This is a genomic window from Nocardia tengchongensis, assembly GCF_054781395.1.
The window spans coordinates 1,057,496-1,081,029 of record NZ_BAAGUM010000006.1 but is presented as its reverse complement, the minus strand read 5'-3'; the positions used below and the strand labels follow the sequence as shown (position 1 = coordinate 1,081,029).

Below are 23,534 nucleotides of genomic sequence, written 5' to 3'. Positions count from 1 at the left end.
TTCAACTGACGACAAACGCGTGACATCACGCAATGCGAGCAGCGAACGGGATGGTCACACCGGAAATGGCGGAATTGAACGCGCTCATGTCGTCTCGACGAACTCAACTACCAGATGAGTTGAGTGAGCGAATTATGGCACGAGAGGGGATTGAAAGCCGTGAATTCGAGTTTTTCTCGAATATCGCCCCTCAGCTATTGCCCGGTGCGTCGATCCAGGGCACCGATGACGCCGTGAACCAGTTCCATCCCCGGGCATTCCACACGCTCGAATGAGCGGCGAGCCGCTGCCGGTAATCGGGCCAGTCCGTTCTGGTGCGGGCGCGCCAGGATCGTTCACCCACGCCGGCCAGTCGCGGCAGCAGCAGGAGCTCCAAATCCTCCCGCCCGGTGACCGTTTCACACCATGCGGCGGCCTCGAATCCAACCAGCTGGGTGTCCGGATCGACACCGGGCAGCTCGTCTTCGATGTCCCAATTCACCCCGTCCTCGATCGAGGTCGGCGTATAGGCGGCCATCCCGAGACGGCTTCGAGCCTGTTCGTGGCTCGGGTTCAGGGCCGAATCCGCGAACGGGCGGTCCAGGTAGTAGCGGGACGTCGGCGACGCGATGATGTTCGCCCCCAAGGCGAGTGCTCGATGCAGATCGGTCCGGCCGCGCTCCAAGTTCTCGCGCACCACATCGACGAATTCCGCGGGGATGAGTTCTTCCAGCCGTTGTGACCCGAGCATCGCGTCCACCTCGGACAGGCTCATCCAATATTGCACGGTTTCTCTCGAGGAGACATTGGTGCGAGCCATCTCCTGCCAGCCGATGACAGCCTTGCCCTGCTCTCGGACAATCGCCGCGGCTGACTCGAGAAACGCGATGTGAGCCTCGGCCGGCATGCCGAACGCTTCGTCTCCACCGATGTGAATGAACGCCGAGGTCTTGAACTGGTGGGCCAGTACCGCCACCACGTCCTCGACGAACAGCCACGCTCGGTCTGCCGTCGGGTCGAGATAGACCGCGCCGCTGTGATTTTCCGGCGCCGGCCCCAATTCGGGATACGAACGAATTGCGGCTGCGCTGTGACCTGGCATATCGACCTCGGGCACCACGGTCACGAAGCGGTCCGCGGCGTATTCGACCAGCTCGGCGATGTCCGCCCGCGTGTAGTAGCCGCCCGGACGGTCTTCCGCGGCTCCGGCGGCTCCGACCGTAAGGAGTTGCGGCCACCCGGGAACGTCGAACCGCCAGCCTTGGTCGTCGGTCAAGTGCAGGTGCAGCACGTTGAACTTGTAGAGCGCCAACATGTCGATGACCCGTTTCACGGTGTCCACGTCGTGGAATGTCCGGGCCACGTCGAGGGTCAGCCCCCGCCACGAGTAGTCGGGCACATCGCGGATCGACACCGTCGGGATGTGGGCAGCCCCTTCGGTCAAAGTGATCGCGGCCAGTTGGCGAAGTGACGTCAACCCTCGGTAAACGGCTTCTGGGCCGGGGCCCCAGACCGTCACGCCATTCTCGTCGATCTGCAGCCCGTGCCTTTCGTCCGCGGAGTCCGAGCCATCGGCGCGGCCTCCCCGGGACCGGGGCAGATCGTCGAGTCCGAGGTCGCCGAGCCGCACACACAGCGCCGCCGAGGGTACGGGATCCACCGTCACGTGCAGTCGGATACCGGTATCGGTCCGAAGCTCGTTCGCGAAGCCCTCGGCGACAGCGCGGAGTTCGGGTGAATCCACCGCCACGGTCATGCCGTCCGCCAGCACGAACCGGCCGGTGCCAGGCCGGTTTTCGTATGTCTTCGGAATGATCAAGGCTGCTCCTCTTCACTATCTAACACGTGTAAGATAGTGTGAGCATAAGGGTGATCGGACCCGCATCGCAACGAGGAGGGCAATTGTGGCCAAACGGATGACGCCGGAAGCTCGGCGTCTGGAGATTCTGGCCGTTGCCCGCCAGACCATCGCCGAACAGGGGATTCGGGCGTTGTCGATCCGTGAGCTCGCACGCCGCTGCGGCATGTCCGCGCCGGGGCTGATGCACTACTTCCCCGACATGCAATCCTTGCTGGCCGCGGTACTCGATGAGCGCGACAGGACGGATTTGGCCGCTGTATTCGACCAAGCCGGCGGCAAAGGGTTGCTGGCACTGCTCGACGCGGGGGTCGACTACTACAGCTCGCGTGCTCAGGAGTCGAACAACTTCGATGCGCTGGAGGCGGAAGCCCAGGATCCTTTCCATCCCGCGCATGCGTATTTCGCCGAACGATTCGACCGGATGGTGGAAACCATTCGACCGTCGGTGGCGGATGAATCCGGCGATCCTGACGATCTGTTCAGGGTTATCCGGCTGATTCTCGAAGGCTCTCGGGCTCAAGCTCTTCGCGGCATGTCTATCGAAGAACGGCTCGCTGACTGGCATGCGGTGCGCAAGGTGCTCTTGGCGCACCTCGATAACTGAACTCGGAACTCTTCTTGCAATTGCATGTCAAACAATTGGTGTCGGCTGGCGGATATGCCAATCGGCACCTATTCGTGTTTCTGAAAATTCTCGCCCGAAATTGATTCTCCCGATCCTTTCCGAAGTCTCCCCAATTCGCCGACCTTTATGTAATCTACGTCATCGGCGCGACTTCGAACGCGCAGCCGATTAGGCGCTGCGCATCCCAGTATCTGCTGTCTACGGTCGTGCGATTTTCTCAACCGCCTAATCAAAATCGGAATGAATGAGGATCAAGATGAAGCTCTACAGGCGAATGAGTCCGGTGGTGATCGCCGCCGTGATGGCGACTGCCGGAGTCGCCGCGTCCGGTAACGCCACCGCGTCGCCGGGGTCCACCGCCCCTGTGGATTCGACGCACTATCAGGGGGCGATCGTCGGCGACAGTGTTGTCGCGACCGTCGGGGACGGAAAGTTCGTGCAGGACACGGACACCGAGACGATCTCGCTGCACAACTCGTCGGGCGCAACGATCGATTCGACACCCACGGCCTACGTTCTCGACGGACAGCGCTACCCGATCGCCACCCAGATCTCGGCCGATGGCCACACATTGCGGCTGACGCCGCAGCTGCCGGCGAATACCGGCGGGCCGGCGGTGCGCCCGGTCGCCTCGCCCCTGGAAAACCAGCTGGCCATGAACGATTTGATGAACTCGGTCGGCTTCGGTTTGTCCACCGGCACGCTGGTCGGGACGATCGTCGGCGCGGTGATCGGTGTCGGTGCCGGACTCGCTATCGCCGGGGCCTCGTGCCTGGTTCTCAGCATCGGCTGTGTGCTGACGGTGGCGCCGTTGATGTCGATGATGGGCGCGGCGGGCGGAGTCGTCGGTCTGGCGTTGGGCGGCGCTCCCGGACTGCTGCAGGGACTGTGGAACTACTACTCCACGATGCAGGCCGCTCCCGGGCAGAGCCAGTACGCGTCTCAGCTGCCGGGGCTGGCGAAGCCGGCCCCCGAACAGCCGGAGGCCGGACAGTGATGATCCGCAAGGCTGCCATCGTCACCGTCGCGGCTGGATCGTTGCTGTCGGCGTCGGCAGCGGTGATGCAACCAGCTGTGGCCGACCCGGCGAAACCGGCCGTGGTCGGGTACCGCAGCGAGGTGTCCGCGGAGCGGGTCGTCACCACGATCGACGCGGGCACCTTCGCGCCGGCCGCCGATGGCGGATCCATCGTCGTTTCCGACGCTGCCGGGCAGGTCGTCGGGCAGCTGCCACTTGCCTTCGCCCTCAACGGAATCCGATACGACATCCGGCACGACATCTCGGCTGGCGGTCGAACCCTGGACCTCGCCCCCGATCTGGCGAGCGCGCAGCCGATCGCATCGCCGCTGGAGAATCAGCTCGCCGCCAACGACAGCCTGGGCAACTTCGGCACGGCGCTGGCGCTGGGGCCGCTCGCGGGCGCGGCCGCCGGAGCCATCGTCGGTGCGGTCGTCGCGGTGGCGACGTGCGCGGTTATCGCGGTGGGCTGCCTGGTGACGGGATTGCCGATCATCGGGATATTCGCCGCCACCGGTGGACTCGGCGGCACCATCCTGGCCGGCCTGGTCGGGGGCTGGAACAGCGGATTGAGCTACCTCAACACCCTGAACGCACCGCCGGGACAGAGCAGTTACGCGAAGGACGGCCAGGGCACCGACGGCGCCGGAATCCCCGACTCTCCCTTGCGATTCCCGCGGCTGCCCAGCGGTTCCTCGTCCGGCAGCAGCAAGTAGCGGACATCAGGTTCGCGGGGCCCACCAGTTGGCGGGCCCCATCAGCTTGACCAGTGCGGGTACCAGCAGCATGCGGACCAGGGTGGCGTCGATGATCAGGGCGATCACCATGCCGAGGCCCAGGAAACGCATGGGGGTGAGTGGCGAGAGCGTGAACGCGCCGGTGATCAGCACCAATAGGGTTGCCGCGGCGGTGATCACGCGGGCGGTCTGCACCGTGCCGATGCGCACCGATTCCTCCGTGTCCGCGCCCGCGTCGTGCGCCTCCACCATCCGCGACAGCAGGAACACCTCGTAGTCGGTGGAGAGCCCGAAGACGACGGCGATGATCAGGACCAGCATCCCGGCGGAGAGCGGACCGACGCTGACCTGCAGCGCGCCGGCCAGATGCCCCTGATCGAAGATCCAGGTCAGCACGCCGAAGGTGGCGGCCAGGCTGAGGAAGGCCATGAGCACGGCCTTGAGCGGCAGCACGATCGATCGGAACGCGACGGCCAGCATGAGCAGGGTGACCGCCACCATCACCGCGATCATCAGCGGCAGCCGGTCCAGGACGGCGGTGATGCTGTCGACGGTGGTGGCGCTCTCCCCGCCCACACGCAGGTCGAGCCCGTCCGGGTGCAGGGCGCGCAGGTCCCGCACGATGTCCTGGGCTCGCGGTGAGCGGTCCGGTGCGGCGAGCGCGGCGTGCACGATGGTGGTGTTGTCGCGGGTGTCGAGCGCGGTCGCCTGGCGGACCCCGGGGACCCCGCCGATCTCCCGCAGCGCCCGGCTGATCGCCGCCGGAGTCGGTGCGCTGCCGTCGGTTTGGCGGACCAGGATGGTCGCGCCGCTGTTCGCGGCGGGGAAGTGTGCCGTCAATTCCTCGACCGCGACCCGGGTCTCGTTGCCCGCGGGCAGGGCGGTGTGGTCGATGTCGCCGAGCCGGACACCGGTGAGGGGTGCGGCCAGGACCAGCAGGATCGCGCCGACGGCGATGGCGATCGTGCCCGGGCGTCGCAGCACCGCGGTGACCACCGCACCCCAGAATCGTTGCGCCCGTGCCTCGGAGCGGTCGAAGGCGTCCGCGCGCCAACTCCACTTGCCGATGCGCGGCCCGAGCAGCGCGAGCAGGGCGGGCAGCGCGGTCACCGACAGCGCGGCCGCGAGCCCGACCGCCGCGATCGCCCCGATGCCGAGCGAGCGCAGCACCGCGAGCGGGAAGACGAAGGTTCCGGCGAACGCGCACATCAGCAGCAGCGCCGAGAACAGCACCGTGCGTCCGGCGGTCGCCAGCGTGCGGGTCACCGCGGCCTCGGTCGTGCTCCCGTTCGCGAGCTCCTCGCGGAAGCGACCGACGATGAAAAGCCCGTAGTCGATGGCCAATCCGAGACCCAGCAGCGACACCACGTTCATGGCGAAGATGCTCACTTCGGTGAGCCGCGCGATGAGCCCGACCGCGCCGAGCGCCCCCACCACCGCGAGTGTGCCGATCAGCACCGGAAGCGCGGCCGCCACCACGCCGCCGAACACGAGCACCAGCACCAGGGCGGTGAGTGGGATCGAAATGGATTCGGCCAGCACCAGATCGTGCCGCGACTGCTCGCTGATGGTGTCGGCGAGCGCGCTGTACCCGGTCAGTTTCGTATCGAGTCCCGGAACCCGCAGTGCGGCAGCAATTTTCGGATATTCGGCGACCCGCTGATTGTCGTCACCCGCCGAGAACACGACCGCGACGGCCTGGCGCCCGTCGGCGGACCGCAGATACGGCGATCGCGCACTGTTCCAATAGCTTTCGACCGGTCGCTGCAGCAAGGCCGGGTCGACCGCCGCGATCGCCGCCGTCACCCGCGGCCCGATATCGGCCAGCGACTGCCCCTCCGGCGCGGTGTACACCGCGATCACATCCGGATTCTGCGGCCCCAGCCGCTCACTGACCCACCCGTCCACCTCGGTCGATTCCCCGTGCGGCACCACGAACCCGGCCGAACTCACCCGCTGCTGCAGCCCGGCCGCGAACAACCCGCACGCCAATGCGAACAACACCGCGACCACCAGCACGGTCTTCGGCCGGGCCACGACCACCCGAGCCCACGCCGCCACCACCCCGCGCGATGTCGCGGGTTCGGAAGGGCTGACCTCCGTGGAATTGCCGGTCGCCTCGGTGGCGTCATCGATGGCGGTCATGAGCGCTCCGATCCTGTAGTGCGCGAGTGACGGAACCGGAGGACTAGCGACCGGCGGTCGAATTCTCGGGGGCGAGTTCGGTTTCCAGGGTCCGGACGATGCGATCGAGCAGGGCGTCCAGGCGTTCGGGCACGCCGCGGCCGTTGCGGACGGAGACGGTGAGTTCGGTGCGGCCGCCGCATTCGGTCATGCCCATGAGGAGCGGCATGGCCACGCTGTGCTGGGGCATCACCTTGATCGCGGTGGGGGTGAAGCCGGGCACCGCGAGCGCGTCGAGGTCGTAGCGGCCCATGTGGGAGACGGTGGCGGAGGCCAGGTTCCGGCCGGTGCGGGCGCCCAGCAGGTTCAGCGTGCGCAGCAGTCCGCGTCCGGCGGCCTGCGGCAGGTATTTGAGTCCGCCGTTGTCCATCTGGTTGAGTTCGCGGTTCTCCTGCAGCCCAGCGCGTTTGATCTCGTTGAGCTGCTTCCAATCCATTCCCGGCCGCACATCCAGGAACAGCGGCAGCGCCAGGTTCGCCGTCGACCGCAGTTCCGGGTCGTGGCGGCGGATGTCGACCGGGATCATGATGCGCGACACCGGGCCGCCCTCGTCGGCCAGCATCGCCGCCACCCGCATGAGCGCGCCGGGACCGGTGGCGTGAATCGTGCGGGTGCGCAACAGGTGCCGGTGCTCGCCGGGATCCTGGCGGCCGTGCCCAGTGGCCGAACGGAAGCGCGGCAGCATCAGGGTGGGCCGGCCGGGCGCGCCGATCCGGCGCACCAGCTCGGCGTCGGCGATCGGGTCGGGGGCGCCCACCGGGTCCTCGCCGCGCAGCACGCGCAGCACATCGGTGGCCCACATGACCATGCCCATGCCGTCCATGACGCCGTGGAAGACCCGGAAGATCAGGGTGGTGGGGGCGGCGGTGAGCAGCAGCACCTCCACCGTGGCGTCCGGGGTCGGCCCGATCGGGCTGGTGAGCACCGGATCCGCTTCCAGCGCCGGGTATTGCAGCGCGTGATCCACCACCCGCACACCGGGCGCGACCCCGCTGTCCACCCACTGCTTGCCGTCGCGGACCAGGCGCGCGCCCGGATTCGCGTCGGCGGCGGTGGCGACCGCGCGCCGCAAGGCCTCCGGGTCGATGCTGCCCGTGCCCTCCACCACCAGCTGCATCAGGAACGGCGGAGCCAGATCCCGCATGGGGAAGTAGATGAGTTCGGTGGGGGAGATGGGACGGCGGAACATGTGCCTACCTGCCTAGATCTGTTCGTTCAATGCGACTGCGCCGCCCTGGCTTTCGAGCCAGGTCAGGAATCCGGCCAGTCCGGTGTCGCGGTCCACGATCGGGTGGTAGCCCAGATCCCTGGTGGCGGCGGTGGTGTCGTAGGTGGCGGTGCGGGTCATCAGGGCCACCACATACCGCGACAGCGGCGGCGACCATCGGACGGCGACGAACGGTATGCGCCACACGGTTTCGATGGCGGCCACGATCGCGGCCAGCACCCGCGGGTTCGGCCGGCGGGTCGGCTTCGGGTAGCCGAGACCGGCCGCCACCTCGCCCAGGAAGCCCCACACGTCGGTCCGCTCGGCGTCGGCGATGAAATACGCCTTGCCGCCGGCCTGTTCGCTGCGCGCGGCCAGCACGCACGCCTCGGCGATATTGTCCACGTGGCACAGCGAGGCGTACACCTGCCGGCCGTAGGACAGATCCGGCAGCGTGCCCTCGCCCGCGCGGCCCAGCAGCCGCACGATCGGCCCGGACCGGTCGCCCGCGCCCCAGATGGCGCGCGGCCGCAGCGCGCAGGTGCTGAATTCGGGTGTGTTCGAGGCCAGGACGAGGCGTTCGGCCGCGGCCTTGGTCTCGGAGTAGTGGTTCAGGTAGCGGCTCGGATACGGCACCGATTCGTCGATGTCGATCTGATCGCCGCCGTCCCGGTCCATCAGGGCGCTCGGGCTGGAAATGAACACGAAGCGCGCGGCCCCGTTGCGTTGTGCCGCCCGCAGCAGATTCTCGGTGGCCGTGACGTTCTCGGCCACGAACTGGGCGCGGGTGCCGCGATCGTCCACCCGGGCGGCGCTGTGGAACACCACGTCCACGCCCTTGGTGGCGCGGTCGAGGGAGGCCGCGTCGGTGAGATCGCCGGTGACGACCTCGACCCGGTCGATCACCTCCGCCAGGTCGCGCAGGTCGCTGGTGGGCCGGGCCAGAATGGCCACCTCGTAGTCGCCGTCGCGGACCAGGCGGCGCACGATCGCCCCGCCCAGGAACCCCGACGCCCCTGTAACCAGCGCCTTCATGCCGCCTCCTGTGTCTTCCACCAGGTGATTCCGAAGATCTGGGTCATGGCCGCGGTCTTGACCGGCGAATGCCCGGTGTCCGTGGTGGCGCGCAGGGCGGCCGGGATCTGGGCGGCGTGCACGACGACGCTGAGGAACGCGTCGATCCAGAACACCGCCCGCAGCAGCCGGTTCGCCGGCGCGCGATCGCCCGCCGCCAGCAGTACGCCCACGGCCAGGTACAGCCAGCCCAGGACCGGAATCGCCCGTAGTGCGAGCACCTTCATCGTCGTTCGTCCTTTCCGAGCCGCTCCGCCGCCCAGATCGCGAGCTGTTCGCGGCCGATCTTGGCATTGTGTCGGATGTCGACCGGGAACTTCGGGTGGAACAGGAACGTGGAAACCGGTGCGGTGACCTCGAATTGGGTGGCGCGCTCGCGCAGCCGGACCAGCAGGGCGGCGGTGTTCGCCTCCGGCGCGGCCTCCACACAGAGCACCGGGCGTTGCGCGCCGCGCGGGCCCACTCCGACCAGCGCGGTGCGCACCACGTCGGGCACGGTGTTGAAGACCTGCTCGACCTGCACCGAGAACATCGGCCCGGCGGCGGTCTGCAGGCGCTGGCTCTTGCGTCCGCAGAACCAGATCCGGTCCTCGCTGTCGATCCAGGCCAGGTCGCCGGTGCGATGCCACACGGTGTCGCCGTCGTGGATCTTGCCCGCCGTGTTCGCCGACTCCGGCCAGTAGTAGCGGGTGCTCACGTTCGGCCCGGACACCACCAGTTCGCCGATGCCGCGGGTGGCGGCCAGCTCGGTCGAGCGGGCCTCGGCGTGCGCCCAGGTCGGGATCGGGTCGTCGGTGATCGCGACCAGCCGCGCGCTCACGCCCTCGGCGGGCCGCCCGACGCAGGTCCCGTCACCCAGGCGGGCGCGCTCGGCCAAACCGCCGAGCAGCTCCCGCGATTCGATGGTGGACATCGGCAGCGCCTCGGTGGAGCCGTATCCGGCGTACACCTCCGCGTCCTCGGCCAGCACTCGCCGCAGTCCGGCGATGCAGTGATCGGGGACGGGCGCGCCGCCGGAGAAGATGCTGTGCAGCGTGGGCACCGGCGTCTTGTGCGTCTCCAGGTGCCGCAGCAGCGGGATCAGCACGGCGGGGGAGGCGAACATGGTCTTCACCCCGAACCGGTTGATCGCGTCGACCACGTGCGCAGGCTCGGTGGAGCCGACCTTGCTGGGCACCAACGGCGGCAGCACGCACCGGGATCCGAGCAGCATGTCGAGAATGCCCACCAGCGGCAGCGTGATCAGCGAGGTGCCCGGCTCCACGTGCCCCCGCGCGGCGTGCACCTGTTCGACCATGGCGCTGAGATTGCCGTGCGTCATCTCCACGGCCTTGGCGGGGCCGGTGCTGCCGGTGGTGTAGGCGATGAGCAGCACCTCGTCGGCGGGCGCGGGCACCCGCTCCCGCAGGGTGAAGGCGTCGAACGGGGCGCGGTGCTCGCCCGCGGGCCGGCGGGCGTCGGCCACGGTGGCGAGCAGTTCCTCCAGCCGCGCCGCGACTTTCGCGGCGGCCGGACCGGCGGCGTCGGCGCGGAATCGGGTGCCGAACCGGCTCGCCGTGGCGGGGGCGTCCCAGCTGCGCAGCGTGGGTCCGCCCCAGAACCAGCGCGGGCCGACGGTGAGCGTCACCCGCACATTGCGGAAGTACTTGGCGAACAGCACCCGCGCCGCGTGCGCCTGCGGGATGCCGATGAACGCTTCGGCGTTCGCGGCGCGCAGGCAGTTCAGCATCTTGCGCACACCCATGCCCGGATCGATGACGACCGGAATGGCGCCGATCTTCAACAGCCCCAGCATGATCGCGTACAGCTCCGGGCTGGGCAGCACCAGCACGATGGTGCGGGTGCCGCGGCCCACCCCGGCCGCGGTCAGGTGCAGGCCGATGGTGTCGGACCACTCGTCGAGCTCGCGGTAGGTGAGGTGGCGGTAGTCCGGCAGGCCGGAGGCGGTCTTCCCCGCGGGGTAGATCACCGCCTCACGGTCCGGATCGGCGGCCACCACCGCGCGGAAGCGGTCGATGGCCTGCCAATAGGTCGCGGTCGTCACGCCGCGGCCCCGACGGTGGCGGGTAGGCGGTAGACGACCGCGGCGGCCGAGGGGCCCGCGCCCGCCGCCACGAACAGGACGTCGCGGTAACCGGTGAGCGAATCAGCTTGTGCGGCAGCGTCATACGCGAGGGTCAGCGCGGCGGTGTGCGGGTCGCCCTGGGACAGGTCCGGGGTGAACACCGCGTCCGGCGCGAGCCCGAGCTCGTCGGCCAGCCGGGCCGGGAAGTCGGCGCTCGGGGTGGCCGCGATCAGGGCGACGGTGGTCTCGTCGATGTCGCTGCCCGCCAAGGCGGCGCGGGCGGCGTCGGCGGCGACGGCCAGCAGGCGGTCCAGGTAGTCCGGCTCGCGCTCGACCGTCATCAGGCCGCGGCCGCGGTCGCCCATGGTCTCGACGTCCACGTACGACTCCAGGCCCGGCGTGCCCGCGGCGGCGCGGGTGTGGACCTGACCGAAGCCCTCCGGCTCACCGGTCTGCTCCAGCAGCAGCGCGGCACCGGCGGTGGCGTAAGGGAATTCGTCGTCGGCGGCGGCGCGGGTCAGCGACGGGTGGGTGTCACCCGACACGATCAGCACGTGCTCGGCGCTACCGGTGGCCAGCACCGCCTGCGCCACCTGCACCGCGTTCAGCACGCTGGTGCCGGCGTTCATCAGGTCGAAGGAGAAGGACCGCGGGTCCTCCTTCACGTAGTCGAGCCCGATGCCCGCGGCCTTCTGGATCAGCGCCGACACGGCCGGCTCCACGGTATTGCTGTCGCGGAAGATGCCCGCGTTGATCATGACCCCGACCCGGCCGGGCTCGACGCCGGCGGCTTCCATGGCCCGCCGCGCGGCCCGGCCGCTGAGCTCCACGATGCTGAAAGTATCGGCGTCCCGGGCGATTCCGGTGGATTTGATGCGCACACCCATGGCAGGACCTCAGACCTTCAGCGACGAGATGGTGGTGGACAGGAACCCGCCGACGACGCCGGACGCCGCCGGGATCATCAGGATCTTCGAACCGGCGGCCAGGTTCTGCTGGCTCAGCTGATCGTGCAGCACGATGAAATGTGAAGTGCTGGAAGTGTTTCCGTACTTCTCGATGACATTGAGGTCCGGCGGCATGGGGTGGCCGAACTCGCGTTCGGCGATGGCGTTCATGAACGGGATCGCGGCCGCGCCGAACTGGTGGTGGATGATGTAATCGAAGCCCTCGTCGGCGAAGGTGATGCCCCGCGCCTCCATGAAATTGCGCTGGGTGTCGGTCCACAGCAGGAACCGGGCCTCGTTGTGCATCTTCCGGTTGTCGGTGTACAGCGCGACGCCGTTGGATTTGTCGCTCGGCATGCCCAGACAGAGGTGGGAGAACTCCGACGCGGTGGTGAGTTCGATGTAGTGGATCTTGTCGTTGTCGTCGACGGCTTCGTCCAGCACCACGGCCGCGCCGGAATCGCCGACGGTCAGCGACGCGAATTGCAGATCGTATTTGCTGGCGATCTCGTGCACGGCGGTTTCCGCGATCGGCGTGATCGCCTCACCGCTGACCACGATGCCGCGTTTCACCGCGCCACTGCGAATCATCCGGTCGAGAATGTAGACGCCGCTCATCATGCCCGCGCAGGCATTCGAGAGATCGAAGGCGATGACATCCTCGCGCGCCCCGATGGCGCGGCCGATGGCCCCGGCGAAGGACGGCTCCATGTACATCTTGGTGCCGTGCATGCTGCGGGTGATGGAGGTGGAGATGATGATGTCGAGATCGCCCGCGGCATAGGACGACCTGGAAAGACAGTCCTCGACGGCCTTCATGGCGAGCGCGAAGGAATCCTCGCGGCTCTCCGGGCGGGTATCGCGGAATCGTCGTTCCTTGACTCCCGTGATTCGTTCGAGATCGAATTCGGGAGCCTCCTTCAATCGCGCGACGAGTTCTGCTGTGGTGACCCGGTTCTCGGGTAGATAGGCGCCGATTGCTTCGAATCGAGATTGCGGCACAGGGGACTCCTGAAACTGGGGAGGCTGAAAAGCATTGGGGGGGAAGGTGATCGACTGTGATCGTCAAGCTCGGATGCGCTGAGGCTACCCGACGGTAACTGGCTTGGGGAACTGTCGCGTTCCGTGTAACCGTCCGAGGCGAGAGGTGAACAGTCGCTTACTGTTACGAACAGTGACAGAAAAAGCCCTCGCGCAGCCAGCCCCGCCAAGGTTGCACTGAAATGGGGGTTTGACCTTCTCCGGCAATGCAAGTGAACATCCGGCTATCCTCGGTCATGCGCCTTCGGCATGGCCTGGATATGGCAGGACGGGGCCCTCGCTGTGAGTGAGTTCACGCGTCGGAACGTGCGGGCAGCCCTAATACCGCGTTCACGAATTCCACGAACAGCGGCGCCAATTCGGGCACCCGATGCGCCCCGTCGGCGACGATGACCCGCCGCGTGCGTTCCCCGATCGCGTCCGGGATCAGCGCGAACAGCTCGTCGGCGATCACCGGCAGGCTCGGATCGGTCACCCGCGCCTCGGCGTAGAAGGCCCGGTACAGATCCGCGAACCGATCCACCGACAGATCCCGCAGCGCCACCGACTCCTGATCCACCTTGAACGCCTCGACCAGCATGAGCCGCGCGAAATCCGGCTCGGACGCCACGGTTTCGCAGAACGTCACCACGATGGACTCGATCCGTTCGTGCGCGCCCGCGTCGATCGGCAACTGCCCGAGCTCATCCACTATCCGGGTGGCCATGATGTCCGAGGCGGTCCGCACCGCCTCGATGAAGCACTGTTCCTTGTTGGTGAAATGCTCGTAGAACGTGCTCCGCGAAACCCGCGCCCGCGCCACGATATCGGTCAACGTGATCGCGTGATACCCCTTGGCCTCAACGCATTCCACCATCGCCTCGATCAGTCGCCCCCGCTGCGATGTCAGCACCGCATCCCGCGCCGCCCGATGTCGCTGATCGAAATGCGTGCGCGTCAATCCAGCGTTCGGGACAAACCGGTCGCGCATCCACACTCCCTACTGAACAGCATCCACTTCAGAATCCTTATTATCGACGGATAGCCGACAACCCCCCGTCCCGGGATTGATGTCACGTGCCATCAATTCCCCCGCCCACAACCTCTCCGCCGGTACCCATGTCACTGTGACCTGCGGTGGACCGTATCCTGGCCGAGGATTGAGGAAGATAGGCAGACAGGTGCTCGAAGCATTCGACGGGATTCCCGGACAACCCTTGCTCGGGATGTACATGCGGCATCGACGTGAGACGCTCGGCCTGACACAGGAGGACACCGCACGGCGCATGTTCGTCAGCGTTTCGCTCTACCGCAAACTCGAGAGCGGGGAGCGTGCGATGACCGCCGAGCGACTCGAGGACTGGTGCGCGGCCGTCGACGCGCCGAGCTGGATGCTCGAGAAAATGGTCTCGCTCACGATGCCGAAAATCTCGACCGTGACGCGCGGAGTCTGGCCCCCGATGCTGCGCCGGGAGGACATCGAGCATCTGAATGCGCTTCCCTTTCCAGCCTATTACCACCGCTTCCCCGAATACGAGGTGCTGGCGGCCAATCCGGTGGCGAACGGCATGTTTCCCTGGCTGGCCCCGGCCGCCCCGAATACAGAGCGCCCGGTGAACGTCATCGAACAGATGATGACCGTGCCCGAGGCCCGCGAACTGCTGGTCAACTGGAACACCATCGTCCACAGGCTGGTGTACAGCCTGCGAGTCTTCTCGCCGGGCGTCGTCGCCCCCGAGCGGCTCGCGCAGATCATCGAGACCTGCAGTGTGAATCCGGAATTCGAGCGCATGTGGAACACCTCGATGGACGAGGACCTGTACAACGATTCGCTCATGCTGGTCCGCAACCCGGAATCCGCCGAACCTGTGGCCCTGACCATGCGCGCCTATAACCCGTATCACCCCCAGGAATGCGCCTACCAGCTGTTCATGCTCACACCGCGGGCGCCCGGCACCCGCACCGTCGATCCTTTCGCGCGCGCATGACGCTCGCTGGCCGTCCGATCGGCTGGATTTTCGGACGCAATGAATTCGGAGGTGGATCGTGGTGATCGACGGGCCCCACCCGCATCCCGAACAGTCGTTGGTCGCGATGTACTTGCGATATCGGCGTGAGACGCTGGGCATCACTCAGGACGAGATCGCGCGGCGCATGTTCATCAGCGTCTCCCTCTATCGGAAGCTGGAGAACGGCGACCGCGCGCTGTCTCCGGAGCGGCTCGCGGACTGGTGTGTGGCCACCGAGGTTCCGCGCTGGATGGTCGAGAAGATGGTCACGCTGGCCGTGCCGAGGATCATGACGCTGGCTCGCGGGGCCTGGCCGCCCGCGCTGCGACAGGAGGACCTCGACCATCTGTACGCGCTGCCGTTCCCGGCGTACTTCCACCGCTTTCCGGAATACGATGTGCTCGCGGCCAATCCGGCGGCGACCGGGGCGTTTCCGTGGCTGGCGCCCGCGAACCCCGACGCCGAACGTCCCGTGAACGTCATCGAGCAGATGCTGACGGTGCCCGAGCTGCGCGAGCTGCTGGTCAACTGGGAGACCATCGTGCATCGGCTCGTGTACGGGCTGCGCGTCATCACACCCGGGATCATCGCCCCCGAGCGGCTCGCGCAGATCATCGAGACCTGCAGTGTGAATCCGGAATTCGAGCGCATGTGGAACACGCCGATGGACGAGGAGCTGTTCAACGACTCTCTGGTCCAGGTCCGCAATCCGGAAACCGGCGAGATCATCAGCCTCACCATGCGCTCCTACAATGCTTCCCTCCCGCAGAATTGCGATTACCAGCTCTTCATACTCACGCCCCGCGACCCCGGTACCCCCAGCGTCGACCCGTTCGCAATCGATTGACCCCGACCAGAGGAGGTGGACTGTTGGTTTTCGGTGAGATCGGGCCCGTCCCGGAACAACCCATGCTCGGAATGTTCATGCGTTACCGGCGTGAGCATCTGGGTCTGACCCAGGACGATGTCGCGCGGCGCATGTTCGTGAGCCTGTCGTTGTATCGCAAGCTCGAGAATGGTGAGCGCGCCATGACGCCGGATCGGCTGGCGGACTGGTCGCGGGCCATGGACGCGCCGCCGTGGCTGTTGCGCAAGATGGCTTCGCTGGCCCTGCCGATGGCGTCGGCGGTCGAGGCCGGGGTGTGGCCGCCGGCGTTGCGGGCCGAGGATATCGAGCATCTGGAGGCGTTGCCGTTTCCGGCGTTCTATCACCGGACGCCGGAGTACGAGATTCTCGCGGCGAATCAGGCCGCGCGGGAAGCTTTTCCGTGGCTGCTGCCCACCCATGCCGATGCGGAGCGGCCGGCGAATGTCATCGAGCAGATGATGACCGAGCCCATCGCGAGGGAGGTGCTGATCAACTGGGAGCTGATCGTGCATCGGCTGCTGTTCATCCTGCGGGTGAACGCGCCCGGCACGGTGAATCCGGAGCGGCTCGCGCAGATCATCGAAACGTGTCGGGTGAATCCGGAATTCGAGCGCTTCTGGACCACCGATCTCAGCGAGGACGAGTTCAACGATTCGCTGGTGCTGGTCCGCGACCCCGAGACCGGCGGGCAGCTGGCGTTGACCATGCGCTCCTACAACGCCTGGCATCCCGACAACTGCCCCTACCAGTTGTTCGTGCTCACGCCCCGCGCCGACCCGACCCCGAGCGTGAGTGCCCCAATTCGTGCCACCTCCGCGGGTTGACCGTTGGCGCCACGGGTCGGATGCTTGATCGGCGAGATCAAACTGCTGCTGCCCGGTCCGATGCCCGTGCTTCGGATCGGGCAGTTTTGCGTTTAGCGCGGCATTCCCGTCCAGTGCCGGTGGAGTTCGGAGGGGAATCTCCACCCGTGGTGGAACGGGTGTGACGACTCGGTGACCGCCCGCCGAAGGGGGGCGGGCGGCACCGGATCTCGCTACTGCTTGGGGGTCACGTACTTCGGGAAGACCACTTCCGGCTCCGGCAGGGCCGTGCCCGGGACGAGCGGGGTGGCGATGTCGGTGAAGGCGCGGTCGGTGACGCCGAGCAGGTCGAGGATCTTGCCCGCGGAGGCCGGGATGACCGGCTGTACCAGGATGGACACCACGCGCAGCACTTCCATGGTCACGTAGAGGACGGTCGCCTCGCGGGCCACGTCCTCGGGGGTGCCCGACTTGGCCAGCGTCCACGGGGCCTGGGCGGAGAAGTAGCGGTTGGTCTCGCCGAGGGTGAGCCACAGCTGTTCCAGGCCGAGATGGATCTGCTGCTGGTCGAATTCGCCGCGCACCTTCTCCAGCAGGCCGTTCGCCCGGTCCAGCAGGGCCTTGTCGTCCTCGGTGAAGTCGCCCGGGGTGGGCACCACGCCGGCGAAGTCGCGGCCCACCATCTTCAGGCAGCGCTGGGCCAGGTTGCCGTACTCGTTGGCCAGGTCGGAGTTGATGCGACCGACGATCGCCTCCTCGCTGTAGGAGCCGTCCTGGCCGTAGGAGATCTCCCGCAGCAGGAAGAATCGGACGGAGTCCAGGCCGTAGGTCTCCACCAGCTCCATCGGATCGACCACATTGCCGACCGACTTGGACATCTTCTCGCCCTTGTAGGTGACGAAGCCGTGCACGAAAACTCGCTTGGGGAGCTCGATTCCGGCGCTCATCAGGAACGCGGGCCAGTACACGGTGTGGAACTTCGAGATGTCCTTGCCGATGATGTGCAGGTCCGCGGGCCAGAAGCGCTGGAACGACGCGGACGAGGTGTCGGGGAAGCCCGCACCGGTCAGGTAGTTGGTGAGCGCGTCCACCCACACGTACATGACGTGATCGGGGTGGCCGGGCACCGGGACGCCCCAGTCGAAGGTGGTGCGGGAGATGGACAGATCCTTCAGCCCGGACTTCACGTAGGAGACGATCTCGTTGCGGCGGGTCGCGGGCGCGATGAATTCCGGCTGGGTCTCGTACAGCTCGAGCAGCTTGTCCTGGTATTTGGCCAGGCGGAAGAAGTAGTTCGACTCCTCGGTCCACTCCACCGGGGTCTTGGTGTCGGTGGAGATGCGGGTCCCGTCCTCGAGGACGGTGGTCTCCTCCTCGGTGTAGAACGCCTCGTCGCGGACCGAGTACCAGCCGCCGTAGGTGTCGAGGTAGATGTCCCCGGCCTCGACCATCCGCTCCCACAGCGCGACCGCCGCGGCGAGGTGGTCCTCGTCGGTGGTGCGGATGAAACGGTCGAACGAGATGTCGAGCACTTTGTCCATGTTCTCGAAGACGTCGGAGTTGCGCGAGGCGTACTCCTGCTCGGAGAGACCGGCGGCCTTGGCGGCCTGCTGCACCTTCTGGCCGTGCTCGTCGGTGCCGGTCATGTAGAACACATCGAAGCCGTCCAGCCGTTTGAAGCGGGCCAGGGCATCGGAGGAGATGTACTCGTAGGCGTGCCCGATGTGCGGTGCGCCGTTCGGGTACGCGATGGCCGTGGTGACGTAAAAGGCGGGGCGATCGGATGCGCTCATGGTGTGTCTACTCTATCTGCGTGTCCTTCGTCGCTCGCGTGAATATCCCCGTCCATGAGTAGCCGCCGACCTGCGCCCGAGCCGCCCGAGCCGCTGTCGCCGCTGATCGACGCGCACACCCACATCGACGCCTGCGGGGCGACCGATCCGGAATCGGTTGCGGCGCTGGTGGACCGGGCCCGAGCGGTGGGCGTACGGGAGTTGGTGACGGTCGCCGACGATCTGGAGGCCGCCCGTTTCGCGGTCCAGGCCGCCAACTGGGACGACCGCGTGTACGCGGCGGTCGCGCTGCATCCGACCCGCGCCAACCACCTCGACGACGCCGCCAAGGCCGAGCTCGAGCGGCTGGCCGCGGATCCGCGCGTGGTCGCGGTGGGGGAGACCGGTCTGGACTACTACTGGCCGGGCAAGCTCGAGGGCTGCGCCGGCATCGAGGAACAGGTCGAGGGTTTCCGCTGGCACATCGACCTGGCCAAGCGGCTGGGCAAGCCGCTGATGATCCACAACCGCGAGGCCGACCACGACCTGCTCGCGGTGCTGATCGACGAGGGCGCCCCGGACGAGGTGATCTTCCACTGCTTCTCCTCGGACGCGAACATGGCGATGGCCTGCGTGGAAGAGGGCTTCGTGCTGAGTTTCTCGGGCACCGTCAGTTTCAAGAACGCGCACGAATTGCGTGAGGCCGCGAGACTCGTTCCGGACGAACTGATTCTGGTGGAGACCGACGCGCCGTTCCTCACCCCGCACCCGTTCCGGGGTGCGCCGAACGAGTCGTACATGCTGCCGTACACGCTGCGCGCGCTGGCGGAACTGCGGGAACAGGATCCGGTGCAGCTGGCCAAGATCACCACGGCGAACGCGCGGCGGGTTTACGGAATCTGAGCGCGGCCGCGGAAACGCGGTCGCCGCACCTTTTTTCGTGTTCGCACCATTCCTGCGTTGCGTACGGCACGAGTTGAATCGATGTGGTTCGGCTCACTATGATCTGCCGCGATCGTGATCCACCTGCGGTCCGATATCGGGTCGTCACCGTCGTTCCCGCAGTTCCGCCGCGAGTGGTTGTGATTCCCTGACCCCCTCGTTATCGTATTGTGACCATGCCGGGATTTCCGATGCACGCTTTGGCGAAGATCAACTCGTCGCGTTCCCCGATGTTGTACGGGGCCATCGCGGCGATGCTCGTCACGCTCATCGTCGGCGCCGGTGTCGCCATCATGAGCAAGAAGCAGGTGACATTCGTCGTCGACGGCAAGAACTTCGTCGAATCCACCATGCGCGGTGATGTGCGCGGCGCGCTCGCCGACGCCGGCTACGGCATCACCGGCCGCGACGACGTATCCCCGTCGGCCGGCTCGCATATCGGCGACGGCGCCACCATCACGCTCAACCGCGCCCGCGAGGTGTCGCTGATCGTCGACGGCACCCCGTCCAAGGCGTGGACCACCGCGCTCACCGTGGCCGAGGCCGTCGTCAAACTGAACCTGCCCGGCGACGTCTACACCTCGCCCGCCCGCCCGACCCCGCTGCCGCTCGAGGGCGCGCAACTGCTCATCACCAACCCGCACACGGTCGAGTTGAGCGACAACGGCGTGCCCGCCTCCCTGGTCCGGCTGGCCGCGCCGACCGTCGGTCAGCTGCTCGAGGTGCAGGGCCGGCCCCTGGTCAATCAGGACTTCGTGGTCCCGGCCCCGAACACCCCGCTGACCGAGGGCATGAAGATCACCGTCACCCGCAAGATCGTGCAGAACCGCACCGAGCGGGTGCCGCTGGATCCGCCGGAGAACACCATCGACGACGTGACGCTCAATATGAGCCGCACGATCGTCGAGAACCCGGGCGTACCCGGCACGCAGGACGTGACTTTCGCGGTCTCCATCGTGAACGGCCAAGAGGCGGCCAAGGATCCGATCAAATCCACCGTGATCGTCCCCGCTCAGCCCAAGACCGTGCGCCGCGGCGCCAAGCCCGGCACCGAGGTCCCGGAGGTCCGCGACGGCCACACCTGGGACGCCCTGGCCGGCTGCGAATCCAACGGCAACTGGGCGATCAACACCGGCAACGGCTACTACGGCGGCATCCAGTTCGACCAGGGCACGTGGGAACGTCAGGGCGGTACTCGCTACGCGCCCCGCGCCGACCTGGCGACGCGCGAGGAACAGATCGCCATCGCCGAAGTGACGCGCGCCCGGCAGGGCTGGGGCGCCTGGCCCGCCTGCACCTCCCGGCTCGGCATCGGCTAGTCCGGACCCCTCATCGGCCCGGACGCCACATCGATCGGTGGAACGGCTGTCCGGCGAGCGTGGACAATGAGCTGTCACCGGGATGTCGGTCCTACATGGCAGGCTGTTATCAGGAATCGATGCGCGATATGCGTGGCGGGTCAGCGGAAAGTGGCTTCGAGGTAGCCGATCAGGTCCTCGGTGGCGGCCGCCCGCCGGGCGAAGCCCAGGTAGCCGTCGGGCCGAACCACGAACACCGACCGATGGTCCGCGCGGTAGGCGCGCGCGAATTCGCCTGCGCTGTCGCGGATCACCGGGAGGGTGGTCACGTCCGCCGCGGCTTGTGGGGTGGCGATCAGATAGATGTTCAGCCGGCAGTGCGCGGCCTCGATCGCGGTGGTGGCCAACTGTTCCAGTTCGCGCAGATCGGATTCGGTGGTGGCGTCGCCCGCGTACAGCAGCAGCGTGTGGTCGATCCCGTCCAGCAGTGGGAGCAGCCGGAATTCGAACGCGACCGCGTCGCGGGTCAGCCCGCGGGCGTCGGGGGCGCGGGCGCCGGACCGCGGGGCGGGCTCGCCGGCCGGGGCCGCCGCCACGATCGGACTGCCCGCGTAGTCGATGAGCAGCTGGGCCTCCCGGCGCAGGACGTAGTCGGGGTCGGTGGAATCCGCCCCGATGCCTTCGCGGGCGCTGCGCACCGTGCGGCCGACTACCTCCTCGCCGACAGGGCGGCGTTCGGCGTCATAGGAGTCGAGCAGTCCGGGCGCGGCGTCGCCGGCGCAGGCCAGCGCCAGTTTCCAGGCCAGGTTGTGGGCGTCCTGGATGCCGGTGTTCATGCCCTGCGCACCGGTCGGCGGGTGGATGTGGGCGGCGTCGCCCGCCACGAAAACCCTTCCGCGACTGTAGGAGTCGACGATCCGATGGCTGATCCGGAACACCGAGGACCAGCGCAGGTGCGACACCTGCGCCGGTTCGGGGGCGAGCCGGTCGACGACGGCCTGCAGATCCGATAGCTCGGGCGTCCAGCCGGTGCTGAAGCCGTGCTCGACGCCATCGACCGTCGGGTCGGGCGCGTGGCCGTCGGGCAGCAGCATGGAGATGCGGTACCGGTGCAGGCCGGGCAGCGGGATGCAGACCAGCACGTCGTCGACGACGCCGTCGACGTGACGACTCGCGCGAATGTTGTACCCGCGCGGCATCGACCACCCGAGTTCCACATCGCCGAGCATGTACTGCTCGGCGAACGCGGCCCCTTCGAACGACAGGCCCAGTGTCTTGCGCACCGTGCTGTGCGCGCCGTCGCAGCCGACCAGATAGCGCACGCGCGCGGTCGTGCCCCGGCGCCGTTCTCCAGCAGCACGGTGACCCCGTCGGGGTCCTGCTCGAAACCCGTTACCCGCGTACCGCGTTCGATGACGCCGCCCAGCGTGGTGAGGCGGTCCCGCAGGATCCGCTCGGTCTCGTACTGGGGCAGGCCGACGAATCCGAACGGCACGTCCGGTGGGAGCGTCAGCTGCATCGTGGCGGCCGGCCGGCCGTTGACGTAGCCCAGCTGTCCGCGCAAAGGGATTGCGGCGTCCAGGATTTGGCGCAGTACCCCCATCTGCTCGAACACCTCGAGCGCGCGCGGCTGGATGCCGACGGCCTTCGCGTAGGGCGGCGGTTCGAGCAGCGGATCGAGGATCCGGCACGGCACACCCCGGCGGCACAGTTCGATGGCCGCGGTCAGGCCGACGGGTCCGGCGCCGGCGACGATTACCGCGGTGTCGTGGTCCACGGCGTCGACTCGGTCGGCGAGGCGGGTGTGGTGGTTTCGGTGCCCGAATTGCGTTGCGCCGGATCGTTTCCGGGCACGGCATTGGCGCCGTAGAACACCGGCAGCATGTTCTTGACCAGGACCAGGGCCGATCCTTCGCCGGAGGGGACCGCCGCCAGATTGGTGGCGACCACGATGGTGAGCCCGGAGTCCGGGTCGGACGCCATATAGGTCATGAAGCCCGGCAGCTGGCCGTCGTGCCCGAACTGATGCTCACCGAATCGCACCAGGCCCAGGCCGTAACCGGCCACCGCCGGATTGGCCGGATCGATCGGCTGGATGCTGTCCATCCGCAGCTTCTGGAACTTGGCGTCGAGCAGTTTGCCTTCGACGAGGGCCTTGGTGAACGTGGTCATGTCGTCGACCGTCGAGATCGCGGCGCCCGCGGTCCAGGCCCAGGACGGGCTCGAGGTGGTCGAGTCGGTCGGTTGCAGGGTGCCCGCCAGCGCCGCGGCCTGCTGATCCGGCGGCAGTTCGTAGGTGTTGATGGTGGAGACCATGGTGCCGAAGGTGTAGCCCTGCGGATGCGGATCGGGGATCGAGGAGTCGGTCACCGCCGGGAACGACGTGTTCTTCAGTCCGAGCGGTTCGAAGATGCGTTGCCGGAAGGCCTCGGCCACGGGCATTTTCGTGACCTTCTCGATGACCAGACCGAGCAGGATGGTGTTGGTGTTGCAGTACTCGAACTTCTCGCCCGGCTGGAATTGGATCGGGTGCGCGAACGCGATGGCCAGCAGCTCTTCGGGCTTCCACACCTTCTTCGGGTCCTTGTCGACCGCGGCGCTGAAGTCGTAGTCGAAGGTGTAGCTGTAGAGGCCGCTGCGCATTTCGGCGAGCTGGGCCAGGGTGATCCGGTCGCCGTTCGGTACGCCGGGCCAGTGTTTGTCGATCGGGTCGTCGAGCGAGAGCTTGCCCTCCTGGGCGAGCTGCATCAGCACGGTGACCGTCATGGTCTTGGTATTGCTGCCGATCCGGAAGTGGTCGTCGACCTTTATCGGATCGTCCTTGCCCAGGGTGCCGGTCCCGAAGGCGGCCTTCCAGTTTCCTTCCTTGGGCGAGGTGATCATCACGACCGCGCCCGGAATCACGTTGTCCTTCATCAACTTCGTGATGATGGGACGCAGCGTCGCGGCGTACGCCGGTTCCGTGGATCCGTTCGAGTCCGGGGATCTGCTCGATGATTCTTTCGACCCGCTCGAGTCCTTCGAGGACTCGCATCCCGCCGCGACCACCAACCCCACGGTCGCGACAAGCACTCCGAAACTCCGCCGGTTTCCCATGACTCTCCGTCCGGGTCCGCTGATCGTGG

Annotated in this window: 19 protein-coding genes and 1 pseudogene; 8 read left to right on the top strand and 12 right to left on the bottom strand. The window is 67.3% G+C overall.

Annotated features, from left to right (window positions below; all coding sequences use genetic code 11):
- Positions 1-190: 190 nt before the first annotated feature.
- Positions 191-1,798 carry a family 20 glycosylhydrolase gene (locus ACYVKL_RS16065; RefSeq protein ID WP_379164059.1) on the bottom strand — a complete coding sequence of 536 codons (1,608 nt, stop codon included), beginning with the start codon at positions 1,796-1,798 and terminating at the stop codon, positions 191-193.
- Between the two features lie 85 nt (positions 1,799-1,883).
- Between ACYVKL_RS16065 and ACYVKL_RS16060 the strand changes: the two genes are divergently transcribed.
- From ACYVKL_RS16060 to ACYVKL_RS16050, 3 genes are all read left to right on the top strand, one after another.
- Entirely contained in the window at positions 1,884-2,444 is a 561-nt protein-coding gene (locus tag ACYVKL_RS16060) for a TetR/AcrR family transcriptional regulator (RefSeq protein ID WP_379164056.1), read from the top strand.
- A gap of 265 nt (positions 2,445-2,709) precedes the next feature.
- Positions 2,710-3,462, top strand: coding sequence for a DUF8020 domain-containing protein (locus ACYVKL_RS16055; RefSeq protein WP_379164053.1), 753 nt, complete (start codon positions 2,710-2,712; stop codon positions 3,460-3,462).
- A complete protein-coding gene (locus ACYVKL_RS16050) occupies positions 3,462-4,199 on the top strand; it encodes a DUF8020 domain-containing protein (RefSeq protein ID WP_379164050.1) in 738 nt (245 codons plus the stop codon). The genes ACYVKL_RS16055 and ACYVKL_RS16050 overlap by 1 nt, the downstream gene beginning before the upstream one ends.
- Before the next feature lie 6 nt (positions 4,200-4,205).
- Here ACYVKL_RS16050 and ACYVKL_RS16045 read toward each other — a convergent pair whose 3' ends face one another.
- The 8 genes from ACYVKL_RS16045 to ACYVKL_RS16010 form a co-directional block, all read right to left on the bottom strand.
- Positions 4,206-6,281 carry an MMPL family transporter gene (locus tag ACYVKL_RS16045; RefSeq protein ID WP_379165748.1) on the bottom strand — a complete coding sequence of 692 codons (2,076 nt, stop codon included), beginning with the start codon at positions 6,279-6,281 and terminating at the stop codon, positions 4,206-4,208.
- 127 nt (positions 6,282-6,408) lie between these two features.
- Entirely contained in the window at positions 6,409-7,593 is a 1,185-nt protein-coding gene (locus tag ACYVKL_RS16040) for a peptide synthetase (RefSeq protein WP_379164047.1), read from the bottom strand.
- Positions 7,594-7,605: 12 nt separating this feature from the next.
- Entirely contained in the window at positions 7,606-8,646 is a 1,041-nt protein-coding gene (locus ACYVKL_RS16035) for an NAD-dependent epimerase/dehydratase family protein (RefSeq protein WP_379164044.1), read from the bottom strand.
- Positions 8,643-8,912 (bottom strand): hypothetical protein, encoded by a 270-nt coding sequence (locus tag ACYVKL_RS16030; protein WP_379164041.1) that lies wholly within the window; start codon positions 8,910-8,912, stop codon positions 8,643-8,645. The genes ACYVKL_RS16035 and ACYVKL_RS16030 overlap by 4 nt, the downstream gene beginning before the upstream one ends.
- Positions 8,909-10,729 (bottom strand): fatty acid CoA ligase family protein, encoded by a 1,821-nt coding sequence (locus ACYVKL_RS16025; protein ID WP_379164039.1) that lies wholly within the window; start codon positions 10,727-10,729, stop codon positions 8,909-8,911. The genes ACYVKL_RS16030 and ACYVKL_RS16025 overlap by 4 nt, the downstream gene beginning before the upstream one ends.
- Complete coding sequence (locus ACYVKL_RS16020) at positions 10,726-11,637, bottom strand: hypothetical protein (protein ID WP_379164036.1); 912 nt, start codon at positions 11,635-11,637, stop codon at positions 10,726-10,728. The genes ACYVKL_RS16025 and ACYVKL_RS16020 overlap by 4 nt, the downstream gene beginning before the upstream one ends.
- 9 nt (positions 11,638-11,646) lie before the next feature.
- Positions 11,647-12,699 (bottom strand): 3-oxoacyl-ACP synthase III family protein, encoded by a 1,053-nt coding sequence (locus ACYVKL_RS16015; RefSeq protein WP_379164033.1) that lies wholly within the window; start codon positions 12,697-12,699, stop codon positions 11,647-11,649.
- Positions 12,700-13,030: 331 nt separating this feature from the next.
- Positions 13,031-13,708, bottom strand: a complete 678-nt coding sequence (locus tag ACYVKL_RS16010) for a TetR/AcrR family transcriptional regulator (protein ID WP_213559413.1) — start codon at positions 13,706-13,708, stop codon at positions 13,031-13,033.
- Positions 13,709-13,898: 190 nt separating this feature from the next.
- On the opposite strand from ACYVKL_RS16010, the gene ACYVKL_RS16005 reads away from it, so the two are divergent.
- From ACYVKL_RS16005 to ACYVKL_RS15995, 3 genes are all read left to right on the top strand, one after another.
- Positions 13,899-14,705 (top strand): helix-turn-helix domain-containing protein, encoded by an 807-nt coding sequence (locus tag ACYVKL_RS16005; RefSeq protein WP_379164030.1) that lies wholly within the window; start codon positions 13,899-13,901, stop codon positions 14,703-14,705.
- Positions 14,706-14,766: 61 nt separating this feature from the next.
- Entirely contained in the window at positions 14,767-15,573 is an 807-nt protein-coding gene (locus ACYVKL_RS16000; protein WP_379164028.1) for an MmyB family transcriptional regulator, read from the top strand.
- Positions 15,574-15,596: 23 nt separating this feature from the next.
- Complete coding sequence (locus ACYVKL_RS15995) at positions 15,597-16,418, top strand: helix-turn-helix domain-containing protein (RefSeq protein WP_379164025.1); 822 nt, start codon at positions 15,597-15,599, stop codon at positions 16,416-16,418.
- 212 nt (positions 16,419-16,630) lie between these two features.
- Here the strand turns inward: ACYVKL_RS15995 and metG are convergent, their stop codons facing one another.
- Entirely contained in the window at positions 16,631-18,190 is a 1,560-nt protein-coding gene (metG, locus tag ACYVKL_RS15990) for a methionine--tRNA ligase (protein ID WP_213559417.1), read from the bottom strand.
- Between the two features lie 54 nt (positions 18,191-18,244).
- Between metG and ACYVKL_RS15985 the strand changes: the two genes are divergently transcribed.
- Together ACYVKL_RS15985 and ACYVKL_RS15980 are read left to right on the top strand one after the other, a co-directional pair.
- On the top strand, positions 18,245-19,072 hold the full coding sequence (locus ACYVKL_RS15985) for a TatD family hydrolase (protein WP_379164021.1): 828 nt from the start codon (positions 18,245-18,247) through the stop codon (positions 19,070-19,072).
- 230 nt (positions 19,073-19,302) lie between these two features.
- Positions 19,303-20,430, top strand: coding sequence for a transglycosylase family protein (locus ACYVKL_RS15980; RefSeq protein ID WP_379164018.1), 1,128 nt, complete (start codon positions 19,303-19,305; stop codon positions 20,428-20,430).
- A 140-nt stretch (positions 20,431-20,570) separates the two neighbouring features.
- On the opposite strand, the pseudogene ACYVKL_RS15975 reads toward ACYVKL_RS15980, so the two are convergent.
- Together ACYVKL_RS15975 and ACYVKL_RS15970 are read right to left on the bottom strand one after the other, a co-directional pair.
- A pseudogene (locus tag ACYVKL_RS15975) lies at positions 20,571-22,186 on the bottom strand (FAD-dependent monooxygenase).
- The gene (locus ACYVKL_RS15970) at positions 22,165-23,505 is read right to left on the bottom strand and encodes a serine hydrolase domain-containing protein (protein ID WP_379164015.1); all 1,341 of its coding nucleotides are present in this window, start codon (positions 23,503-23,505) and stop codon (positions 22,165-22,167) included. The pseudogene ACYVKL_RS15975 and the gene ACYVKL_RS15970 overlap by 22 nt, the downstream one beginning before the upstream one ends.
- Between the last annotated feature and the right edge of the window lie 29 nt (positions 23,506-23,534).